The following is a 19,621-nucleotide window of genomic DNA, read 5'->3' as shown; positions in this document are numbered from 1 at the left end:
GGCACCGGAGTGGTCGGCGGTTGCGTGGTCGGCGCGGGAGTGGCCGCAGGCGGCGTCGCCGGCGGCGGCGTGGTCAGTGCGGCGACGGATTCGCCTTCGCCTATGCCGCTTTGCCCGGCGGCCGGACCGGGATCGGTCTCCTTGCCCTCGGGCGTCAGGCGCTGGGTGAACTTGGTTGTCTCGGCGGTGTCGGTAGCGCCCGCCGCTGGCGGTGCCGCCGCGGCATCGGCCGCCGGCTTGGCCGGGGCCGCCGGTTTCACCAGCGGCTCGGTGGTGACGGTCTTCGACCCGCCAGGGCCGAACATCGAGCCGAATGCGTCCTTGTTCAGCCAGATGCCGTACCCGCCGCCGGCAACCACCAGCAGCACGGCGGCGGTCGCGATCAGCCCGCCATAGCTGCGTTTGCGCACGGCGGGGCGCAAGCGCTGGAAGGTGTCCTCCGCCGCCGGTTGCTCGTCATTGGCAAAGACATTGTCCTGATCGTTCGGCGCCTGCGCGTCCATCCCCGGAAGGCGGTTATCGGCAGTGTCGAATGGCGGCGTCTGCGGCGTCTTCTGCCAGCTCGGCTCTGCCTTGGCGGCGGGCGGCGCCGGCCTGACGGTCTCCGACTTGGCGGGTTCCGGCTTGGCCATAGGCGGCGGCGGCCAGGTCGGTTCCGTCTTTGCCGGTTGCCGTGTGTGGCTCGGCTGGTTCTTGTTGCGGTCTATGGACGAGAAGATGTGCTCCAGCTCCGCCAGCGGGTCGGCGGCAGGTACGTTCTTGGCGTAGGTCCGCTCGACGCTGGAAATGGCATCTTCAAGCGTGCGCTTCTGCTGGTCGGCGACCGACGGGGCCAAAGGCGGAACGTGATCCGCGAGCTTCTTCGCGATCGTCGCCCGGGCCTTGTCGTAGACCCTCGCCCGAATCTCCGGCGTGTTCTCACCGAGACCGTCGATCGTCTTTTTCAGAACAGCAACGAAATCTGCCATGCGTCAGTCGACCTGTATTTTGTCACGGACCGGCCCCCGCAAATCAGCCGCAATGCCCGGAAAGGCTCAGAAACTAGTCTTGAAACGGATCGGTCACAAGTATCGTATCGTCCCGTTCCGGGCTGGTGGAAAGGAGTGCTACCGGCGCGCCGATCAGCTCTTCGATGTAACGGACATATTTGACCGCCTGGGCCGGCAGATCGTTCCAGCTGCGCGCGCCGGCGGTGGTGCCTTTCCAGCCCTCCAGCGTCTCGTAGACCGGTTCGACCCGGGCCTGCGCGCCCTGGCTGGCGGGCAGATAGTCGATCATCTCGCCGTCGAGGCGGTAGCCGGTGCAGACCTTGATCTCGTCCAGGCCATCGAGCACGTCGAGCTTGGTCAGCGCGATGCCCTTGATGCCGTTGACGGCGACCGCCTGGCGGACCAGCACGGCGTCGAACCAGCCGCAGCGGCGCTTGCGGCCGGTGACGACGCCGAATTCATGGCCGCGCGTTCCGAGGAATTCGCCGATCTCGTTCTTCTGTTCGGTCGGGAACGGACCCTCGCCGACACGCGTCGTATAGGCCTTGGTAATGCCGAGCACATAGCCGATGACGCCGGGGCCGACGCCGGCGCCGGCCGCCGCCTGGCCGGCCACGGTATTGGACGAGGTCACGAATGGATAGGTGCCGTGGTCGATGTCGAGAAGTGTGCCTTGCGCGCCCTCGAACAGGATGCGTTCGCCGGCGCGGCGCCGGTCGTCGAGAACCTTCCAGACCCGATCCATATAGGGCAGGATTTCGTCGGCGACCGAAGTCAGCTCGCCCATGATCGCGTCATGCGTGACCTCGGCATGGCCGAGCCCGCGGCGCAGCGCGTTGTGGTGCGTCAGCAGCCTGTCGACTTTCAAGGGAAGCGTTTCCAAATCCGCCAGGTCCATCACCCTGACCGCACGCCGGCCCACCTTGTCCTCGTAGGCGGGGCCGATGCCGCGGCGGGTCGTGCCAATCTTCGTTCCGGAATTGGAGGCGGCGTCCTCGCGGAATCCGTCCAGCTCGCGGTGCAGCGACAGGATAAGCGCGGTGTTTTCGGCTATTTTCAGGCGATCCGGCGTCACCTCCACGCCTTGCGCCTTCAGTTTCGCCGCTTCGGCGACGAAGGCGTGCGGGTCGAAGACCACGCCATTGCCGATGATCGACAGCTTGCCTGGCCGCACTACGCCGGACGGCAGCAGCGACAGTTTGTAGACCTTGCCGTCGACGACCAGCGTGTGGCCGGCATTGTGGCCGCCCTGGAAGCGCACGACGACGTCCGCCCGTTCCGACAGCCAGTCGACGATCTTGCCCTTGCCTTCGTCGCCCCACTGCGAGCCGACGACCACCACATTGGCCATGTTTCTTTTCCCTTGAGATGCCGACCGGCGGCTTTGAAACGACAGGCCTCTATAGCGTCAAGAGCAGGCCGATGCGACCATTCTTTGCCGCTTGAAACGCAACAATTTTCGCCTTCTGCATCATTTACTTGGCCGAGCCGCCGCAAAACAGAAAAGGCGCGGACGGAGCCGCGCCTTCGATAAAGCTTTCTTGGAATCAGGTCAGGCGCTGCCGACGTCGAAGTGCAGCGGCTTGGCCGAGTCGATCGACTTGTGCGCCCGCAGCTGATCGAGCACCCTTTCCGGGAACGGCGCGTCGAGATAGAGCAGCGCGATGGCATCGCCGCCGGGCCGGTTGCGGCCAAGCTGGAAGTTGGCGATGTTGACGCCATTTTCGCCGCACACCGTGCCGAGCAGGCCGATGATGCCCGGCGCGTCGGCATTGGTCGTGTAGAGCATGTGCTGGCCGACCTCGGCGTCGAGATTGATGCCCTTGATCTGGATGAAGCGCGGCTTGCCGTCGGAGAAGCAGGTGCCGGCGATCGAGCGCGTCCGGTGCTCGGTCTTGACCGTCAGCTTGATGTAGCCGTCGAACACGCCCGACTTGTCGCGTTTGACCTCGGCGACGATGATGCCGCGCTCCTTCACCATGATCGGCGCCGACACCATGTTGACGTCGGAGACCTGCGGCCGAATCAGGCCGGCAAGGGCGGCACTGATCAGTGCGCGCGTGTTCATCGTCGCGGTCGAGCCGTCGAACAGTATCTCGACCTCCTTGATCGGATCCTCGGTGACCTGGCCGACAAAGGCCCCGAGCACTTCGGCGAGCTTGACGAAAGGCTTCAGCCGCGGCGCTTCCTCGGCGGAGATCGACGGCATGTTGATGGCGTTGGAAACGGCGCCCTTGATCAGATAGTCGGCCATCTGTTCGGCGACCTGCAGCGCAACGTTCTCCTGCGCCTCGGTGGTCGAGGCGCCGAGATGCGGCGTCGCCACGACATTGTCCATGCCGAACAGCTCGTTCCTCTCCGCCGGTTCGACCTCGAACACGTCGATGCCGGCGCCCGCCACCTTGCTGCTCTTCAACGCCGCCACCAGATCGGCCTCGACGATCAGGCCGCCGCGCGCGCAATTGATGATGCGCACGCCGTCCTTCATCTTGGCGATCGCCGACGCGTCGATGATGTTGCGCGTCTTGTCGGTCAGCGGCGTGTGCAGCGTGATGAAATCGGCGCGGGCGAACAGCTCGTCCAGTTCGACCTTCACGACGCCAAGTTCTTCCGCACGGCTGTCCGACAGGAACGGGTCGAAGGCGATGACATGCATCTTCAGCCCGACGCCGCGCGTGGCGACGATGGAACCGATATTGCCGCAGCCGATCACGCCCAGCGTTTTGCCGGTGATCTCGATGCCCATGAAACGGTTCTTCTCCCATTTGCCGGCATGCGTGGAGGCATTGGCCTCCGGGATCTGGCGCGCCAGCGCAAAGATCATGGCAACCGCATGCTCGGCAGTGGTGATCGAATTGCCGAAGGGCGTGTTCATCACGATGATGCCCTTGCGGCTCGCCGCCGGGATGTCGACATTGTCGACGCCGATACCGGCGCGGCCGACGACCTTCAGATTGGTGGCGGCATTGATCAGCTTTTCCGTGACTTTGGTCGCCGAACGGATGGCGAGGCCATCATATTGACCGATCACTTCGGCGAGCTTTTCCTTATCCTTGCCGAGATCGGGCAGGTAGTCGACCTCGACTCCTCGGTCCTTGAAGATCTGCACGGCGGTGGTGGAAAGTTTGTCTGAGACGAGAACGCGGGGCGCCATGGCGGCCTCCTTGAAAATGGGATTGATCCGTACGGGAAACCGGCGGCCCGAAGGCTGCCGCGCAATGAGCTCAGGCAGCCGCTTTCAGCGACGCCTTTTGCATGGCAAAGGCCCAGTCGAGCCAAGGCAGCAGTGCTTCGAGGTCGGATGTCTCGACCGTAGCGCCGCACCATATGCGCAGGCCGGGCGGTGCATCGCGATAGGCGCCGATGTCATAGGCGACGCCTTCCTTGTCGAGCACAGAGACCAGTCCCTTGGCGAAAGCCGCCTGGCCGTCCGCGTCGAGTGCCGCGACATCCGGATCGATGAAGGACAGGCAGACCGAAGTGTTGGATCGCGTTGCCGGCTGGACGGCGAGATGGCCGAGCCAGGAGGACTTGGCGACGAAGCGATCGAGCACCGCGGCATTGGCGTCGGCGCGGGCGATCAGGGCCTCGAGGCCGCCGATCGACTTCGCCCACTGCAGCGCATCCAGATAATCCTCGACGCACAGCATCGACGGCGTGTTGATGGTCTCGCCCTTGAAGATGCCTTCGATCAGCTTGCCGCCCGACGTCAGGCGGAAGATTTTCGGCAGCGGCCATGAAGGCTTGTAGGTTTCCAGCCGCTCGACAGCGCGCGGGCTGAGGATCAGCATGCCATGCGCGCCCTCGCCGCCCAGCACCTTCTGCCAGGAAAAGGTGACGACATCGAGTTTTTCGAAATCGAGCCTTTGCGCGAAGGCCGCCGACGTCGCGTCGCAGATGGTCAGGCCCTTGCGAGCGGCCGGGATGAAATCGCCGTTCGGCACCCGCACGCCCGAGGTCGTGCCGTTCCAGGTGAAGACCACGTCGCGGTCGAAGTCGATCTTCGCCAGGTCGGGCAGCTCGCCGTAGCCGGCTTCGATCCTGCGCACGTCCGCGAGCTTCAGCTGCTTGACCACGTCGGTGACCCAGCCGGAGCCGAAGCTCTCCCAGGCGACCATGTCGACGCCGCGCTCGCCGAGCAGCGACCACAGCGCCATCTCGACTGCGCCGGTGTCGGACGCCGGCACGATGCCGATGCGGTAGCCCGCTGGTACCTGGAGGATCTCGCGCGTCAGCTCGATCGCCTGTTCGAGCTTGGTCTTGCCGATCTTGGCGCGATGCGAACGTCCAAGCGCGGCATTCTTGAGGGCCTCGACCGACCAGCCGGGGCGCTTTGCGCAGGGACCTGAGGAGAAATTGGGGTTTGCCGGACGGAGTCCGGGCTTCGTATGTGTCGTCATCGTGGTCTATCCTTCCAGATAGTGGCCCCTCGTTGGGGAGGGGTGGCCCACGGACGGCGATATGCGTTCAGGCTTTCGGCGTCAAGAGGAAAGTTTTTGTCGCTGGCAGGATACTGGCGCGCCATGCCATCTTAGGCGCATAATGCAAACGGCGAGCCCGAGGGCTCGCCGTCGATTCCTTGGGCTTCGTTGCGCGCTTACCAGAGATCGTAGCGCAGGCCGAGCTTGACCGTCTGATAATCGATGCCTTTGTGGATGCCGAAGGCGCCATCATCATAGGCGACATATTTGGCGCTTGGGATCGAGAAATACTCGTAGCCCAGGTCAACCGAGACGTTCTTGGTCACTTGATAGGACAGGCCGGCCCCGATCGAATAAGCGAGATTGAATTTGGCCTCTGAGTCTTCCGACCCGCTGTATCCAGCCGGATCGTTACACTGGAAGCCACCCGCGCCCGACGTCGGATCGGGATCGATCGGAATGCAATTGCGCGCGCCCTGGGTCTTGAAATACTTGTTGTAGGCAACACCGACGCCGCCACCGATATAGGGTGTGATGCCCACATAGGTGCCGAGGTCCACATAGCCGTTGGCCATCACGCTGTAACCCTTGTTGGTGCCGTAGTTTGAGGCCTCGCAATCCTGGGTCGTAGCCGTGGGAACAATGATGAAGCCGCCAGCCCCGTCCGGAAACAGGCTGTTCGTTGTGCCGGCGCACCCGCTTGGCACCAGCGCATGGTCGCCGAACTTGTTGGTCGGCAGAATTCCGCCGTTGAGTTCGACCCGAAGGTAATCGTTGATGTGATAGCCCATGCCGATGCTGCCGGTGAACAGGCTGCTGTCGTTGGTGAAAGTGGTCGATCCGCTGGCTGCTGTCTGGTGTTCGAACGGATGGCTGAAGGCGTAGCCGATATCGCCGCGCAGATACCATCCCGAACCGACCTCGACCGGCACGTAGTCGGGCGCCTGGTCGACATAGATGGGTGGATCGTAGTCGGCCGACGACGCCTGCGTCACCGGCATCAGCATGATTGCCGCAAGCGCCAGCGCTATACGCGATTTGAGTACCATGGTCCCCGGGCTCCCGAACTTGGCGCGCATTGCAATGGCACGCGCCGTTTCAGGGAGCATTGTTAACCATAGTGGTTAAGTGCCGGTTAAGGATAACAGAGCGTTAGCGAATTGATTTCGGCAGGGTTTTGACTGGAGCATTTACCCCACTGAAGGTCGGCGGCAGAAAGCGATCCGGTTTTGCTTCGCTGATCTTGGTTCGGAAAGGGTCGGACACGGACTGAAGCGGCACAAACGAAAACCGCCCGGCAAGGCCGGGCGGTTGGCGAAGGTCTGAAATCGAACCGATTACTTGGTGTAGACCGGCTCCGGCACATAGGGCTCCGGCGGAGGAGCGCAGTCGGACCGGCCGAACTGGTAGCGCAGACCGCCGCGCACTTCGTGCACGTTGATGCCGTGATCGTAGCCCGGGCCGACATTGCTGTCCGAAGCGTATTCGAACATCTTGCCGCCATTGATGTGGCTGTAGCGATAGCCGACATCGAGCTTGACCTGATCGGTAAGGCAGTAGGAAGCGCCGGCCATGAGGGCGTAAGCGAAGCGCCAGCCCTTACCGCCTGTGTGTTCAAATTCACCATCGGAGTCGCTGTTGTGCAGCGTGTCCCACTTGACCCAGGCGCCGCCGATGCCGGCGCCGACATAGGGCGTCACGCCGTGCCATGTGCCGATGTCGACATAGGCGTTGGCCAGCAGCAGCATGGCCGAATAGGACGATGTGTCGGTCGAGGTACAGGCAACTTGCGGTGCAGGGCCGCAGAAGCCGTTCGTCGATCCGCGGAAATCAGACTTGCCCATCCAGTCGAAGGTCAGGTCTGTACGGAAGTACCGATTGACCTGATAACCGACACCGGCGCCGGCCGAGAAGGCGCCCTTCAGCTCACCGCTGGCGAAAGACCCAGGATTCTGGGGCGCTGTTCCACTGTATGTGGTGTAGTCGCCACCGCCGAACTCCGACCAATGGTAGTCGATGTCGCCGCGAATGTACCAGCCGCCAAAATCGGCCGGTTCTTGATAGGCCACCGGCGGCGGCGCCTGCTCGACCACGGGCGGCTCCACGAAATCGGCGGCGAAGGCCGGTCCGGCCACGCCCGCCAACAGCGCGGCGAACAGTGCCATTCTTGCTGTACTGAACATGCTTGTCACCCCTAAGAAGCCTCGGAACGACGTATCCGCCCGAATGTGATTGACCTCGGCGTGGATAATGAATTGCAAAGGTTAAAAGGCGTTTAACCGTATCGATTAACCACGAATCTATAGAATTTTAGAAGTAGAGCATGTTCCCCAAGCAGCAGGGTGTTCCGACAAGCACAAAAAGGCCCGCCTGACGGCGGGCCTTTGCAACTCTGGAACAGGTAGTTTTCGCGCCGCGCCCTCCTCGGACGCGCCAGGGTTCAGGCGGCGCTGCGGGTCTCGGAAATGATGCCGACGATGTCGTTGACGACCGCCTCGACCAGTTGCGGATCGTCGCCCTCGGCCATGACGCGGATCAGCGGCTCGGTACCGGAAGGACGGATGACTAGCCGCCCGGCCTTGCCGAGGCGGTGACGGGCATCCTCGATCGCCGCCTTGACCGGCGCCTCCTCGAGCGGCTTGCCGCCGGCAATACGCACATTCTTCAAAAGCTGCGGCACCGGCTCGAACTTCTTCGACAGTTCGCTGACCGGCCGGTTCTGCCGCTTGATGCAGGCCAGCACCTGCAGCGCCGAGACCAGGCCGTCGCCCGTGGTCGAGAAGTCGGAGAGCACGATGTGGCCCGATTGCTCGCCGCCGACATTCAACCCATGCGCGCGCATATGCTCGACGACATAGCGGTCGCCGACCTTGGTGCGGTGCAGTTGCAGCTTCATGTCGCCGAGGAAGCGTTCGAGGCCGAGATTGGACATCACCGTCGAAACCACGCCGCCGCCGGCCAGCCGTCCGCTCTGGTGCCATGACTCGGCGATCAGCGCCATGATCTGGTCGCCGTCGACGATCGTGCCGTTCTCGTCGACGATGACGACGCGGTCGGCGTCGCCGTCGAGCGCGATGCCGATATCGGCGCGCACCTCATGCACCTTCTTCTGCAGTCCGGCCGGATGGGTCGAGCCGCATTCCTTGTTGATGTTGAAGCCGTTGGGCTCGACATTGATGGCCACCACCTCGGCTCCGAGTTCCCACAATGCCTCGGGCGCCACCTTGTAGGCGGCGCCGTTGGCGCAATCGACGACGATCCTGAGACCCGACAGCGACATCGAGCGCGGCAAGGTGCGCTTGGCGAATTCGATATAGCGGTCATGCACGCCGTCGACGCGCTTGGCGCGGCCAAGCCCGTCGGAATCGGCAAGCGCCAGTTCGATATCCTTGTCGAGCATCCCCTCGATGCGCTCCTCGATCTCGTCGGAGAGCTTGTAGCCGTCGGGGCCGAATAGCTTGATGCCGTTGTCGTAATAGGGGTTGTGCGAGGCCGAGATCATCACGCCGATATCGGCGCGCAGCGAACGCACCAGCATGGCAACCGCGGGCGTCGGAATGGGACCGAGCAGGAACACGTCCATGCCGGCGGCGCACAGGCCCGACACCATCGCGTTCTCAATCATGTAGCCGGAAAGCCTGGTGTCCTTGCCGAGCACGACACGGTGCCGATGGCTGCCGCGCTGGAACGACAGGCCTGCGGCCATGCCGACCCGCATGGCGATCTCCGCCGTCATCGGAAATTTGTTGGCGCGTCCGCGAATACCGTCGGTGCCGAAATACTGCCCTGCCATACCTGCCTTGGTCCCCGTCGATTTTTCAGCCGTTCGTATTGCCACAATTGGGCTGCGTCCGAACATCACATTGTGTGATTATGTATTACGATTCCTTAGAAAATCATTGTTGCGGTTAGTTCAAGCGATTCGACAGTCTACCACGATGACACTGTCTCGCCACAATAGACCAGTCGCGGCGGGCAGAACGGCGCAGATTCGCCGGGCAACTCTTGGCCCGGCGGCCTTGATCCGCAACGTTTTCATCACCTTGTCGGCAGAACGCAGTTTCCGGCGACGTCCGCGCCAGTTAGCATCTGGCGCAACCGGCCGTTGAGAGCTATTGATTCCGCAACGGACAAACTTGGGCAGCAGCAACGGAGAAACGCCATGCTCATCCACAGACTTGCAACACTGACGGGCCTTGCCGTCGCAACCCTGTTCCTGGCGGCGCCGGCCAACGCGCTGACCATGGCAGAGTGTAGCACCAAGTATAACGCAGCCAAGGATGCGGGAACACTTGGCGGACAGACTTGGAACCAGTTCCGCAAGGCCGAGTGCGGCACGGACGCGGCAGCGACGACCGACACCAAGCCGGCCAAGAAGACGACCAAGACCGACACCAAGGCGGCGGCAGCCAGTGACGACGATGCGGCCAAGGGCCTGACGGCGAAGGAATGCAGCACCAAATACCAAGCCGCCAAGGCCGCCGGCACGCTGAACGGCATGAAGTGGAACGACTTCCGCAAGACTGAATGCGCCGCCGGCGCAACGGCCGCAGCCGAACCCGCCAAGGCGACGACCAAGGCCGCCGCGGCCAGTGACGACGATGCCGCCAAGGGTCTGACCGCGAAGGAATGCAGCACCAAGTATCAGGCGGCCAAGGCCGCCGGCACGCTGAACGGCATGAAATGGAACGACTTCCGCAAGACCGAATGCGCCGCCGGCGCCACGGCCGCAGCCGAGCCCGCCAAGGCGACGACCAAGGCCGCCGCGGCCAGCGACGACGATGCCGCCAAGGGTCTGACGGCGAAGGAATGCAGCACCAAGTACCAGGCCGCCAAGGCCGCCGGCACCCTCAATGGCATGAAGTGGAACGACTTCCGCAAGACCGAATGCGCCGCCGGCGCCACGGCCGCGGCTGAGCCCGCCAAGGCGACGACCAAGGCAGCCGCCGAAGACGGCAAGGGCCTGAGCATGGCCGATTGCAGCGCCAAGTATCAGGCGGCCAAGGCAAGCAACTCGCTGGGCGGCAAGAAGTGGAACGACTTCCGCAAGAGCGAGTGCGGTGCTTCCGCCTCCGACGACGACACCGTGCCGGCCGCCGACGAGGCGACCTACACAAGCGACCCCGAAAAGCCGACGGTTGCAGCGCCCGGGGGCGTAAAGTTCCCGACGGCGATCTCGAAGAAGTTTGCCGGCGAGACGCCCGCCAAGGGTCGCATGCACACCTGCCTCGAACTGTACTATGCCAACAAGGACGCCAACAAGTTGGGCGGCCTGAAGTGGATCCAGAAGGGCGGCGGCTTCTACAGCCTCTGCAACGCCAAGCTGAAGAGCTGATAGCGCAGTAATATTCCCAACGACGAAGGTCCGCGCACCAGCAAAGTGCGCGGGCCTTTTGCTGCCGGCAGCGGAATGTTCTCCGCAGGTTGATTGGACAGACTGGTCCGCTTTCAAGGCCGGGGGAGCATTTGCGAACGTTGGCACCGCCCTCATCTGCCTGCCGGCATCTTCTCCCCGTAAACGGGGCGAAGGACGCCATCATCGGCGGTTTCACCAATCACCAACGTGGCAGGAAGCGTGCCAAGGCTGCGACCAGCGTCCTTCTCCCCGTCATTATACGGGGAGAAGTGCCCGGCAGGGCGATGAGGGGCGGCGCAGACATCAGCAATTGGCCGGCTATCTTTGCAAACGACGACTTTCAGCTGCGGCAGACCGCTAATAAGCCTCTGCAAAACAAAAACGCCGCGGACCAAGCCGCGGCGTTTTCGAAATCAGTCTCCTACCCGAACCTCAGCTCGACGGCTGAGGTTCCATGCCGCCTTCGGGCTCGGGGCCCTTCTTGCGGCGGCCGCCGGTGCCGGCTTTCGGCACGGCCGAGCCACGGCTCGGCGGCGTGTCGTCGCCGAGGTCGCGGGCCGGCTTGTGGCCGGCGATCAGCTGCTTGATCTCCTCGCCGGTGAGCGTCTCGTATTCGAGCAGCCCCTGCGCCAGCGCGATCCATTCCTTCTTCTTCTTGGTCAGCACGGCCTTCGCCGTCGAATAGGCGTCGTCGATCAGCCGGCGCACTTCGGCGTCGATGATCTGCGCCGTCTCTTCGGAGATGTTCTGCGTGCGTGCCACCGAATGGCCGAGGAAGACTTCTTCCTGATTGTCGCCGTAGGCGACATGGCCGAGCTTGTCGGAGAAGCCCCAGCGCGTGACCATGGCGCGCGCCAGCTTGGTCGCCTGCTCGATATCCGAGGAGGCGCCCGAGGTGATGTTCTCCTTGCCGAACTTGAACTCCTCGGCGACGCGGCCGCCCATCATGATGGCAAGCCGCGACACCATGTATTTGTAGCTCATCGAATAGCGGTCGCCTTCCGGCAGCTGCATGACCATGCCGAGCGCACGGCCGCGCGGGATGATGGTCGCCTTGTGCAGCGGATCGGCCGACGGCACGTTGAGCGCCAGGATGGCGTGGCCGGCCTCGTGATAGGCGGTCAGCTCCTTCTCGGCCTGCGTCATCGCCGACGAGCGGCGCTCGGCGCCCATCATGATCTTGTCCTTGGCATCCTCGAACTCGGCCATGGTGACGAGGCGCTTGTTGCGCCGCGCCGCCATCAAAGCGGACTCGTTGACGAGGTTCATCAGGTCGGCACCGGAAAAGCCCGGCGTGCCGCGCGCGATCACCTTGAGATCGACGTTCGGCGCCAGCGGCACGTTGCGCACATGCACCTTGAGGATCTTCTCGCGGCCGACGATGTCGGGGTTCGGCACCACCACCTGGCGGTCGAAACGGCCCGGACGCAACAGCGCCGGATCGAGCACGTCGGGGCGGTTGGTCGCAGCGATCAGGATGATGCTTTCGTTGGATTCGAAACCGTCCATCTCGACCAGCAGCTGGTTCAGCGTCTGCTCGCGCTCGTCATTGCCGCCGCCGAGGCCGGCGCCGCGATGGCGGCCGACGGCATCGATTTCGTCGATGAAGATGATGCAGGGCGCATTCTTCTTGGCCTGGTCGAACATGTCGCGGACACGGGACGCGCCGACGCCGACGAACATTTCGACGAAGTCCGAACCGGAAATGGTGAAGAACGGCACGTTGGCTTCACCGGCGACCGAGCGGGCGAGCAGCGTCTTGCCGGTTCCGGGCGGGCCGACCAACAGCACGCCGCGCGGAATCTTGCCGCCGAGGCGCTGGAACTTCTGCGGGTCGCGCAGGAATTCGACGATCTCTTCCAGGTCTTCCTTGGCTTCGTCGACGCCGGCGACGTCCTGGAAGGTGACGCGGCCATGCGCTTCGGTCAGAAGCTTGGCCTTCGACTTGCCGAAGCCCATGGCGCGGCCGGAGCCCGACTGCATCTGGCGCATGAAGAATATCCAGACGCCGAGGATCAGGATCATCGGCAGCCAGGAGATCAGATAGCCGAACAGCGAGTTGGAGCCGTCGGATTCAGGCCGGGCATTGATGGTGACGTTCTTGTCCTGCAGCCGTGTGACCAGCGAGGGGTCGCCGGGCGAATAAGTCTGGAAGCCGGTCGAGCTGTCGGTGTAGGTGCCGGAGATGCGGGCGCCGGCGATCGTCACCGTCTTGACCCGGCCCGCCGCGACGTCCTGCAGGAACTGCGAATAAGGCACATCGCTCGAGGCGCCCCGCGTCTGCGGCGTCTGGAACAGGTTGAACAGGGCGATGAGCAGGACCGCTATGATCGCCCAGAGCGCGAGGTTGCGATAATTCGGATTCATCTAATGTCCCGTTAGCGCCCGCACGCGGACACACATGATGAGAGGAAGCTTGAGCCTAACATAGGGAGAGCGCCTCCCCTTGCCAAGCATAACAGCACGTCTGGGTTAAGCTTTCGCCCATCATCGCCCGGCACTATGGCCGCGGAAAGGCAGGGCCGGGACCGGCAGCGCGCCGATCAGCGCGGCAATGGCCGCGGCGGGCGCCAGATCGAAGGACGGCAGGAAGCAGGCAAAGGGCGCCACGACGGGAGACACGCCGACCGTCGTCGGCACCGCGCCGTCGCCCGCAAAACCCAGGCATTCGGCCCCGTGCCAAAGCGCCGGCTCGGCGGCTTGAGCGGCGCGCGCAAGGTTCGGCGGCGTGCCGTCCTCGGCAACCGCCCGCTTTGCGGCCGCGGCCCGCCCGAGCGGCGCGATCAACAATGCACCCGGCCTGTCGCCCAATGTGATCCGCCGACGGCCGTCCCAAAAGACATCGTCGCTGACCGGTGCCGCCAAGGGCAGGCCGCGCGCTTCCCGGCGCAGGAAGATGCCGGCGCGCCGCGCGTCGACCACCGTCCGCGACAATGTGGCGCAAAGCGGTCCGGCCCGCAGCCGGGAAAACAGCGCCTGGCTGCGGGCCTCGTCAGGCAGGAAGGATACGCCGCCAATAGTCGCCAGCAGGATGCGCATGGCGTAGACGGCGGCCTGGGCATCGCCCGATGCCGTGAAGGCGGGGTCGAGACGGATGAGCCCGGTCGTCGGCATGGCGGCAAAGTCACGGATCAGCATGGCCGCGCGCTGCCCGAGCTCTTCGCGCTCGGCGGCGACCCGCTTGGCTAGGCCGATCGCCTCGGCAAATCGCTGACCATCGTCTTCGCCAAGCACTGCCCGGACGCGCGGCCGTTCGAAATGCGCGTCGGCGTTGGTCGGATCTTCGGCCCAGCCGACATTCTCGCGCCGCAGGAATGTGCGCAATGCCGAGCGCCGCGCGCCGAGCAGCGGCCTGACGATCCATTGCCGCCAATCGTAGAGGGTCGCCGGCGCCATGCCGGCAAGGCCGCGGCCCTCATCCCGCGCCTGCCGCATCAGCACGGTTTCAGCCTGGTCGTCGGCGGTATGGCCGGTCAGGATCAGGTCGATGCCATCCTCTACCGCGGCCTGCGCCAACAGCCGGTAGCGCGCCTCTCGCGCGGCGGCTGGCAGGCCGCTCGACGGCTTTGGTCCGGACCAGCGAAGTGTGCGATGCGCGATGCCGCGCTCGGCGCAGAGGCTGGCCACGGCTCGCGCTTCCGCCGCCGAGCCCGGCCGCAAATCGTGATCGATCGTCACCGCCAGCAGCCTGGTGGCCGGCGCGGTGCGGTCGAGATGGTTTTTGAGGAGAAGGAGGAGGGCGGTCGAGTCGCTGCCGCCGGATACGGCTGCAATGGCGCCGTTGGTAAAGTCGATCTTGGAAAAATCCGAAAGGTCAGGCCCGGTAAGGTCAGGCCTGGTATCGAGCGTCAGCACGCCGCAAGCGCCCTTTCCTGCTTGATACGTTCCTTGAGCGCGCTGGAAAGGTCGGGATAGCGCTTGCCGATCTCGCCGAAGGTGGCGCAGGCCACGTCGTTCTGCTTCAGGCCGACCAGCGACACGCCGAGCTTCAAAAGCATGTCGGGAGCCTTCTTGGCCTTCGGATAGTCCTTGCTGGCGGCGAGGAAGATCTCGGCCGCGTCGCGGTATTTCTGCTGGCCGAGCAGCGACTCACCCAGCCAGTAATGGGCGTCCGCCGCCTTGGCGTCCTTGGGGAAGCGGCTGATGTGGTCGCGGAAACCCTGTTCGGCTGTGCCGTAGTCGCCCGACAGGATGAATTGGTAGGAGTTGCGATAGAGCTCATCGGGATTGTTGGTGGACGGCAGCGCCGCGACCACCGTGCCGTCGGCCTTGCCGGTCTTGGACCCGGTTGCCGGAGCCTCGGTAGCCGGAGCAGCAGTCTCCGCCGGCGCGCTCGCCTGCGTGTTGCCGCCGGCCTCGACCACATTGCCGTTCTTGTCGACGGTGATGGTGCCGAACGTCTTCGGCGGCGCGCCGGTGATCACCTTGCCGGGATCGCCGGTCTGCGATTCGACGATGACCTCGCCGACGCTCTGGCCACCCGCCGGCGGCGTGGCCGTATCGGCAGGTGCCTGCGTCGCCGGGGCCTCGGCGACGCTGTTGTCGGTATTCTCCGGCGCCGCTTCCGACTTCTTCTGTGCCGGCGGCTGCTGGGCCCCCTGCGTGCCGCCTTCAAGCTGCTGGAAGCGGAACTCGTTGTCTTCCTGCTGCTTGCGCATCTGCTCCTGCATCTGCAGGATCTGGAAATTGAGTTCCTCGATCTTGCCGTTCATCTGTCGGAGCTGGTCTTCCAGACCGGTGGCGCCGGCAGGATCCTGCTGCGCCACCTGCTGCTGGTCCGGCTTTTTCTTCTGGCCGAAAATGCCCAGCGTCGGCAGGTGGAAGGAGAACCCGCTGTCTGCTGGCTGCCCGGTCTCGCTTGCCGGGGCGGCGATGCTTGATACGAGCAGCAGCGCAAGCGTGCCGCTCAGGACCGTTCTGAAATGCATTATGTCTCTCGCCGTGAAAATCGTTGGTCTGTTGCGCCCTTCCGATCAGAGTGGGACCAAGCGCCCTCGGCTCATAGCAGGGCCTGAGACTTCGGCCAAATTTTGTTTGGCCAAGGGATATCGAAGCTGCACATGAAAAAGGCGGCCCCGAGGCCGCCTTTCGCACAGGTGTGTTGTATTTTTGCCGATCAGGAACCGGCGCCGCTCAGCGTGGTGACGGCGCGGCGATTCTGCGACCAGCAGGAGATGTCGTCGCAGACCGCGACTGGACGTTCCTTGCCGTAGGAAATCGTCTTCAGGCGCTGCGCCGAGACACCCTTGGCGACCAGGAAGTCGCGGGTGGCGGCGGCGCGGCGGGCGCCGAGCGCCAGATTGTATTCGCGCGTGCCGCGCTCGTCGGCATGGCCTTCGATGACGATGGCATACTGCCTGTACTGGTTCAGCCACTGCGCCTGGCGGGCAAGCGTCGTCTGCGCGTCGGCGCGGATCGAGGACGAGTCGGTGTCGAAGAAAATGCGGTCGCCGATGTTGACGGTGAAGTCCTGCGCCGATCCGGGGGTCGCCGCGCCAGCACCGTTAAGGCCGAGATCGGCAGCGCTGTTCGGGGTCTTCTTCGAGGCGCAACCGGTAATGGCGAGCATTGCGACCAGCGCGATCATCACCGGGTTTCGAGTAAGTGCTGCGATACGGCCCATGCCGCCTCTCCTTCGCATTTCGAGTGATTTCGTTGATCACCCAGTAACCACGTTTGGGTTAACCGGCATTCAAGAAACACGGTTAAAATTTGGTTTCGGCTGCCGTCCGCAACCGTCATGACCGAACGCCACAATGTGCGCGGACCGTAGGCGGAAATGCGGCCGAAACGCGACCAAGGCGTGAAAAAAGCCCCAGAATGGGGCTTTTCCGACGCCGTTGCCGGCTTGCAACTGGAGCAAAGTATACTCCGCGGCCAGCCTATTCGAGCAAAGGCGACCAGGCCGGGTCCGAGGCGAAGTTCGACGTCGGAATCGACTGTTCGTTGCGGCCGGTAAGATCGACCGAAACCAGCTTCGGCCCGCCATTGGCATCGCGGAAGAACATCAGCACGCGACCGTTCGGCGCCCAGGTCGGTCCTTCCTGCTGGAAGCCTGACGACAGGATGCGCTCGCCCGAGCCGTCGGTCTTCATGACGCCGATCTGGAACTCGCCGCCGGTCTGTTTGGTGAAGGCGATGAGGTCGCCGCGCGGCGACCACACCGGGGTCGAATAGACACCGTCGCCGAACGAGATGCGGGTCTGGCCCGAGCCGTCGGCGCCCATCACGTAGATCTGCGCGCGGCCGCCACGGTCGGAGGTGAAGACCACCTTGCTGCCGTCGGGCGAATAGGACGGCGAGGTGTCGATGGCGGTCGAATTGGTCAGCCTGGTGGTCGAGCGGCTTCTCAGATCCATGGCGAAGATGTTGGAATTGCCGTCGTCGCGCAGCAGGCTCATGATCACCTTCTGGCCGTCAGGCGAAAAGCGAGGTGCAAACGTCATGCCGGGAAAGTTGCCGACCAGTTCGCGCTGCCCGGTTTCGATCTGCAGCAGGTAGACCTTCGGCTGGCCGCTCTCATAGGACATGTATGTGATTTCCTGCCGGTTCGGCGAGAAACGCGGCGTCAGCACGATCGCCCGGCCGTCCGAGAGGTAGCGCACATTGGCGCCGTCCTGGTCCATGATGGCCAAGCGCTTCTTGCGTGCGTTCTTGGCGCCGGATTCGTCAATGAAGACGACGCGGGTGTCGAAATAGCCCTTCTCGCCGGTCAGCCGCTCATAGATGGCGTCGGCGATGATATGGGCGACGCGCCTGGTGTTGGCGTCGTTGGCGAAAAACTGCTCGCCCGACATCTGCTGGCCGGCAAAGGTGTCCCACAGCCTGTACTGGGCGCGGATGCGGCCGTCGGCTTCCTTGCCGACGCTGCCGGTCACCAGCGCCTGCGCGTTGATCACCTTCCAGTCGTCGAAGCGGGGCTGGGCGTCGGGATTGGATATCTTCTCGATGAAGGCGCTCTTGTCGATCGGCGCGAACAGACCCGAACGCTTGAGGTCGGCGCTGACGATGTCGGAGATCTCCGCCCCTAGCGCGTCGCCGCCCTGGAAGTCGGTGATGGCGATCGGCAGAGGCTCGACATTGCCCTTGTTGACGTTGAGCTCGACGAGCGCCCACGCCGGCAGCGGAGCCGCGGCCGTCATGCCCAGCGCCATCGCTGCAATCGTCAGGAGCGGCTTGAGGAAAGATCTCATATCTTCTCGCTTCTCTTCTTTGATTATGTAGACGCCAGGCCTAGAGGCCAAGCATCTCCCTTGGATCGAAGGTGACCCGGATGTCGTTCCAGATGTCCTGCTTGCCGGCGGGAACCTGCAGGCCGGCCATGTCGCATTTCTGCACCGCGCGCACCGCACTTTCGTCGAACTGGCGGTTGCCGCTCGATTGCTCGACAGATGGACGGCCATCCAGCTTGCCGGAAGTGTCCAGATTGAACCGGACCACAACGACGAAATTCTCCGAACCCTCGAGCCCGACCGGCAGGGTCCAGCAACCGCCGAGCTGACTTTCCAGCGCTCCCTGCTCCGACTTGGAAAGCTTCGCGCCCTGATCTTTGTCACCGCCGAGCGACGATTGCTGGGTCGAGCGCTTGGCGCCGCCACCGGACGGCTTCTGCTTGTCGAGCAGCGCCGAAATCTCGTCGGCGTTGAATTGCTTGTCCTCGGACTTGGGCTTGGATGAGGCTTCCTTGACCGGCTTTTCGGCGTCCTTGCGGTCCGGCGCCTTGGCGCTTTCGGCCTGCGCCGGCTTCGGCTTCGGGCGGGCTTCCGGCGCAGGCGCAGAGTCCGGCAGCTGCGTCGTTTCGGTTGGCGGCTCCTGGGCAATGGCCTCGGCAACGGCGTCAGGCTTGACCTCGGGCTTCGGCTCGATCGCGGCGGTCTTGTCCTCCGGCGGCGTGGGGGCAGGCTCCTTGGCCGGAGTCGGCTTGGGCTCCGTCTGTTTCACCGGCTCTGGCTTGACCTCTTCCTTGGGCTGCGGCTCTGGCGCCACTTCGGTCGCCGGAATCGGCTTCGGCTTTTCCTGCGGCTTCGGCACGTCCTCGGGCTTCGGCTTCTCGACCGGCGTTGGGGCAGGCGGCGGCGCCGACGTCATGTCGACCGGCTTCGGCTTGGCCTCCGGCGTTATCGGCTTGTCGGTGTCGACGCTGTTTTCGCCAATCTTCTGGGCAGCGGGAATGATATCGGGACGCTGGGTCGGCACAGGCGCTGGCTTGTCATGCATCACCGCCTTCTTGTCGCCCTGCAGCACCTGCGCCATGGCTTCCGTCGGCACTATGTCGACCGAGACGGATTCGACATCGGCCGCCGGCAGCGCAGCCGGCGACGTCAGCGTGAACAACCCGAGGGCGAGCGCCACCGCATGCAAGATTACCGATGTGGTGAGGCCGGTCCTCATCTTCTTGTCTACTGATCCTGTTCCTGCAGCGAGACGAGGCCGATATTCTTGTAGCCGGCAGCCGAAATGCGGGCCATCACCTTCATGGCGGTGCCGTAGTCCGTCAGCTTGTCGCCACGGATGAAGATGCGCTCGTCATAGCCGGTCTTCGAGATCGCCTGCAGCTTTGCCACCAGTTCGTCGATCGGGATCTCGGTTTCCTGCAGATAGATCTGGCCGGAGGCGTTGATGGAGACGGTGATCGGCTGGGTGTCGACGTTCATCGCCTTGGCCTGCGTATCCGGCAGGTCGATCGGCACGCCGACCGTCAGCAGCGGTGCCGCGACCATGAAGATGATCAAAAGCACCAGCATCACGTCGACCATCGGCGTGACGTTGATTTCCGAAATCAGCGCATGATGGCGGCCTCGCCGCCTGTGGCCGCGCCCGCCGCGTCCCGACATGCCTACGGACATACCCATGTT

14 protein-coding genes and 1 pseudogene are annotated in these 19,621 nt (G+C 64.0%); 1 reads left to right on the top strand and 14 read right to left on the bottom strand.

The window, feature by feature from the left end; genetic code table 11:
* The 7 genes and pseudogenes from ACFX5Q_RS27330 to glmM form a co-directional block, all read right to left on the bottom strand.
* Positions 1-968 (bottom strand): annotated as a pseudogene (locus ACFX5Q_RS27330) (hypothetical protein); the annotation flags it as partial.
* Between the two features lie 73 nt (positions 969-1,041).
* Positions 1,042-2,340: an adenylosuccinate synthase gene (locus tag ACFX5Q_RS27325; protein WP_404282984.1), complete on the bottom strand. Its 1,299-nt coding sequence runs from the start codon at positions 2,338-2,340 to the stop codon at positions 1,042-1,044.
* 201 nt (positions 2,341-2,541) lie between these two features.
* A complete protein-coding gene (gene serA, locus ACFX5Q_RS27320) occupies positions 2,542-4,143 on the bottom strand; it encodes a phosphoglycerate dehydrogenase (RefSeq protein ID WP_404282982.1) in 1,602 nt (533 codons plus the stop codon).
* A gap of 70 nt (positions 4,144-4,213) precedes the next feature.
* Positions 4,214-5,389 (bottom strand): phosphoserine transaminase, encoded by a 1,176-nt coding sequence (locus ACFX5Q_RS27315; protein WP_404282980.1) that lies wholly within the window; start codon positions 5,387-5,389, stop codon positions 4,214-4,216.
* A 197-nt stretch (positions 5,390-5,586) separates the two neighbouring features.
* Positions 5,587-6,459, bottom strand: a complete 873-nt coding sequence (locus tag ACFX5Q_RS27310) for an outer membrane protein (protein WP_404282978.1) — start codon at positions 6,457-6,459, stop codon at positions 5,587-5,589.
* 288 nt (positions 6,460-6,747) lie between these two features.
* The gene (locus tag ACFX5Q_RS27305) at positions 6,748-7,593 is read right to left on the bottom strand and encodes an outer membrane beta-barrel protein (protein WP_404282977.1); all 846 of its coding nucleotides are present in this window, start codon (positions 7,591-7,593) and stop codon (positions 6,748-6,750) included.
* A 257-nt stretch (positions 7,594-7,850) separates the two neighbouring features.
* Complete coding sequence (gene glmM, locus ACFX5Q_RS27300) at positions 7,851-9,203, bottom strand: phosphoglucosamine mutase (protein ID WP_006202419.1); 1,353 nt, start codon at positions 9,201-9,203, stop codon at positions 7,851-7,853.
* A gap of 885 nt (positions 9,204-10,088) precedes the next feature.
* Between glmM and ACFX5Q_RS27295 the strand changes: the two genes are divergently transcribed.
* Positions 10,089-10,745, top strand: a complete 657-nt coding sequence (locus ACFX5Q_RS27295) for a hypothetical protein (RefSeq protein WP_404282993.1) — start codon at positions 10,089-10,091, stop codon at positions 10,743-10,745.
* 453 nt (positions 10,746-11,198) lie between these two features.
* Here the strand turns inward: ACFX5Q_RS27295 and ftsH are convergent, their stop codons facing one another.
* The 7 genes from ftsH to tolR all read right to left on the bottom strand — a co-directional run bounded on the left by ftsH (position 11,199) and on the right by tolR (position 19,618).
* The gene (ftsH, locus tag ACFX5Q_RS27290; RefSeq protein WP_006200109.1) at positions 11,199-13,133 is read right to left on the bottom strand and encodes an ATP-dependent zinc metalloprotease FtsH; all 1,935 of its coding nucleotides are present in this window, start codon (positions 13,131-13,133) and stop codon (positions 11,199-11,201) included.
* A 120-nt stretch (positions 13,134-13,253) separates the two neighbouring features.
* Positions 13,254-14,621: a tRNA lysidine(34) synthetase TilS gene (tilS, locus tag ACFX5Q_RS27285; protein ID WP_404282974.1), complete on the bottom strand. Its 1,368-nt coding sequence runs from the start codon at positions 14,619-14,621 to the stop codon at positions 13,254-13,256.
* Positions 14,615-15,694 (bottom strand): tol-pal system protein YbgF, encoded by a 1,080-nt coding sequence (ybgF, locus tag ACFX5Q_RS27280; protein WP_192182068.1) that lies wholly within the window; start codon positions 15,692-15,694, stop codon positions 14,615-14,617. Before ybgF ends, tilS begins: the two co-directional genes overlap by 7 nt.
* 188 nt (positions 15,695-15,882) lie before the next feature.
* Positions 15,883-16,389, bottom strand: a complete 507-nt coding sequence (pal, locus tag ACFX5Q_RS27275) for a peptidoglycan-associated lipoprotein Pal (protein WP_192182067.1) — start codon at positions 16,387-16,389, stop codon at positions 15,883-15,885.
* A 259-nt stretch (positions 16,390-16,648) separates the two neighbouring features.
* A complete protein-coding gene (gene tolB, locus ACFX5Q_RS27270) occupies positions 16,649-17,920 on the bottom strand; it encodes a Tol-Pal system beta propeller repeat protein TolB (protein WP_244425862.1) in 1,272 nt (423 codons plus the stop codon).
* A gap of 79 nt (positions 17,921-17,999) precedes the next feature.
* Positions 18,000-19,157: a TonB family protein gene (locus tag ACFX5Q_RS27265; RefSeq protein ID WP_404282973.1), complete on the bottom strand. Its 1,158-nt coding sequence runs from the start codon at positions 19,155-19,157 to the stop codon at positions 18,000-18,002.
* An 8-nt stretch (positions 19,158-19,165) separates the two neighbouring features.
* Positions 19,166-19,618 carry a protein TolR gene (gene tolR, locus ACFX5Q_RS27260; protein ID WP_404282971.1) on the bottom strand — a complete coding sequence of 151 codons (453 nt, stop codon included), beginning with the start codon at positions 19,616-19,618 and terminating at the stop codon, positions 19,166-19,168.
* Positions 19,619-19,621 lie beyond the last annotated feature (3 nt).

It is taken from the genome of Mesorhizobium sp. IMUNJ 23033 (assembly GCF_044778005.1).
In the GTDB taxonomy this organism is placed as follows: domain Bacteria; phylum Pseudomonadota; class Alphaproteobacteria; order Rhizobiales; family Rhizobiaceae; genus Mesorhizobium; species Mesorhizobium amorphae_A.
Note: the sequence above shows the minus strand (reverse complement) of the source record. Positions and strands in the feature narration are given on the sequence as shown.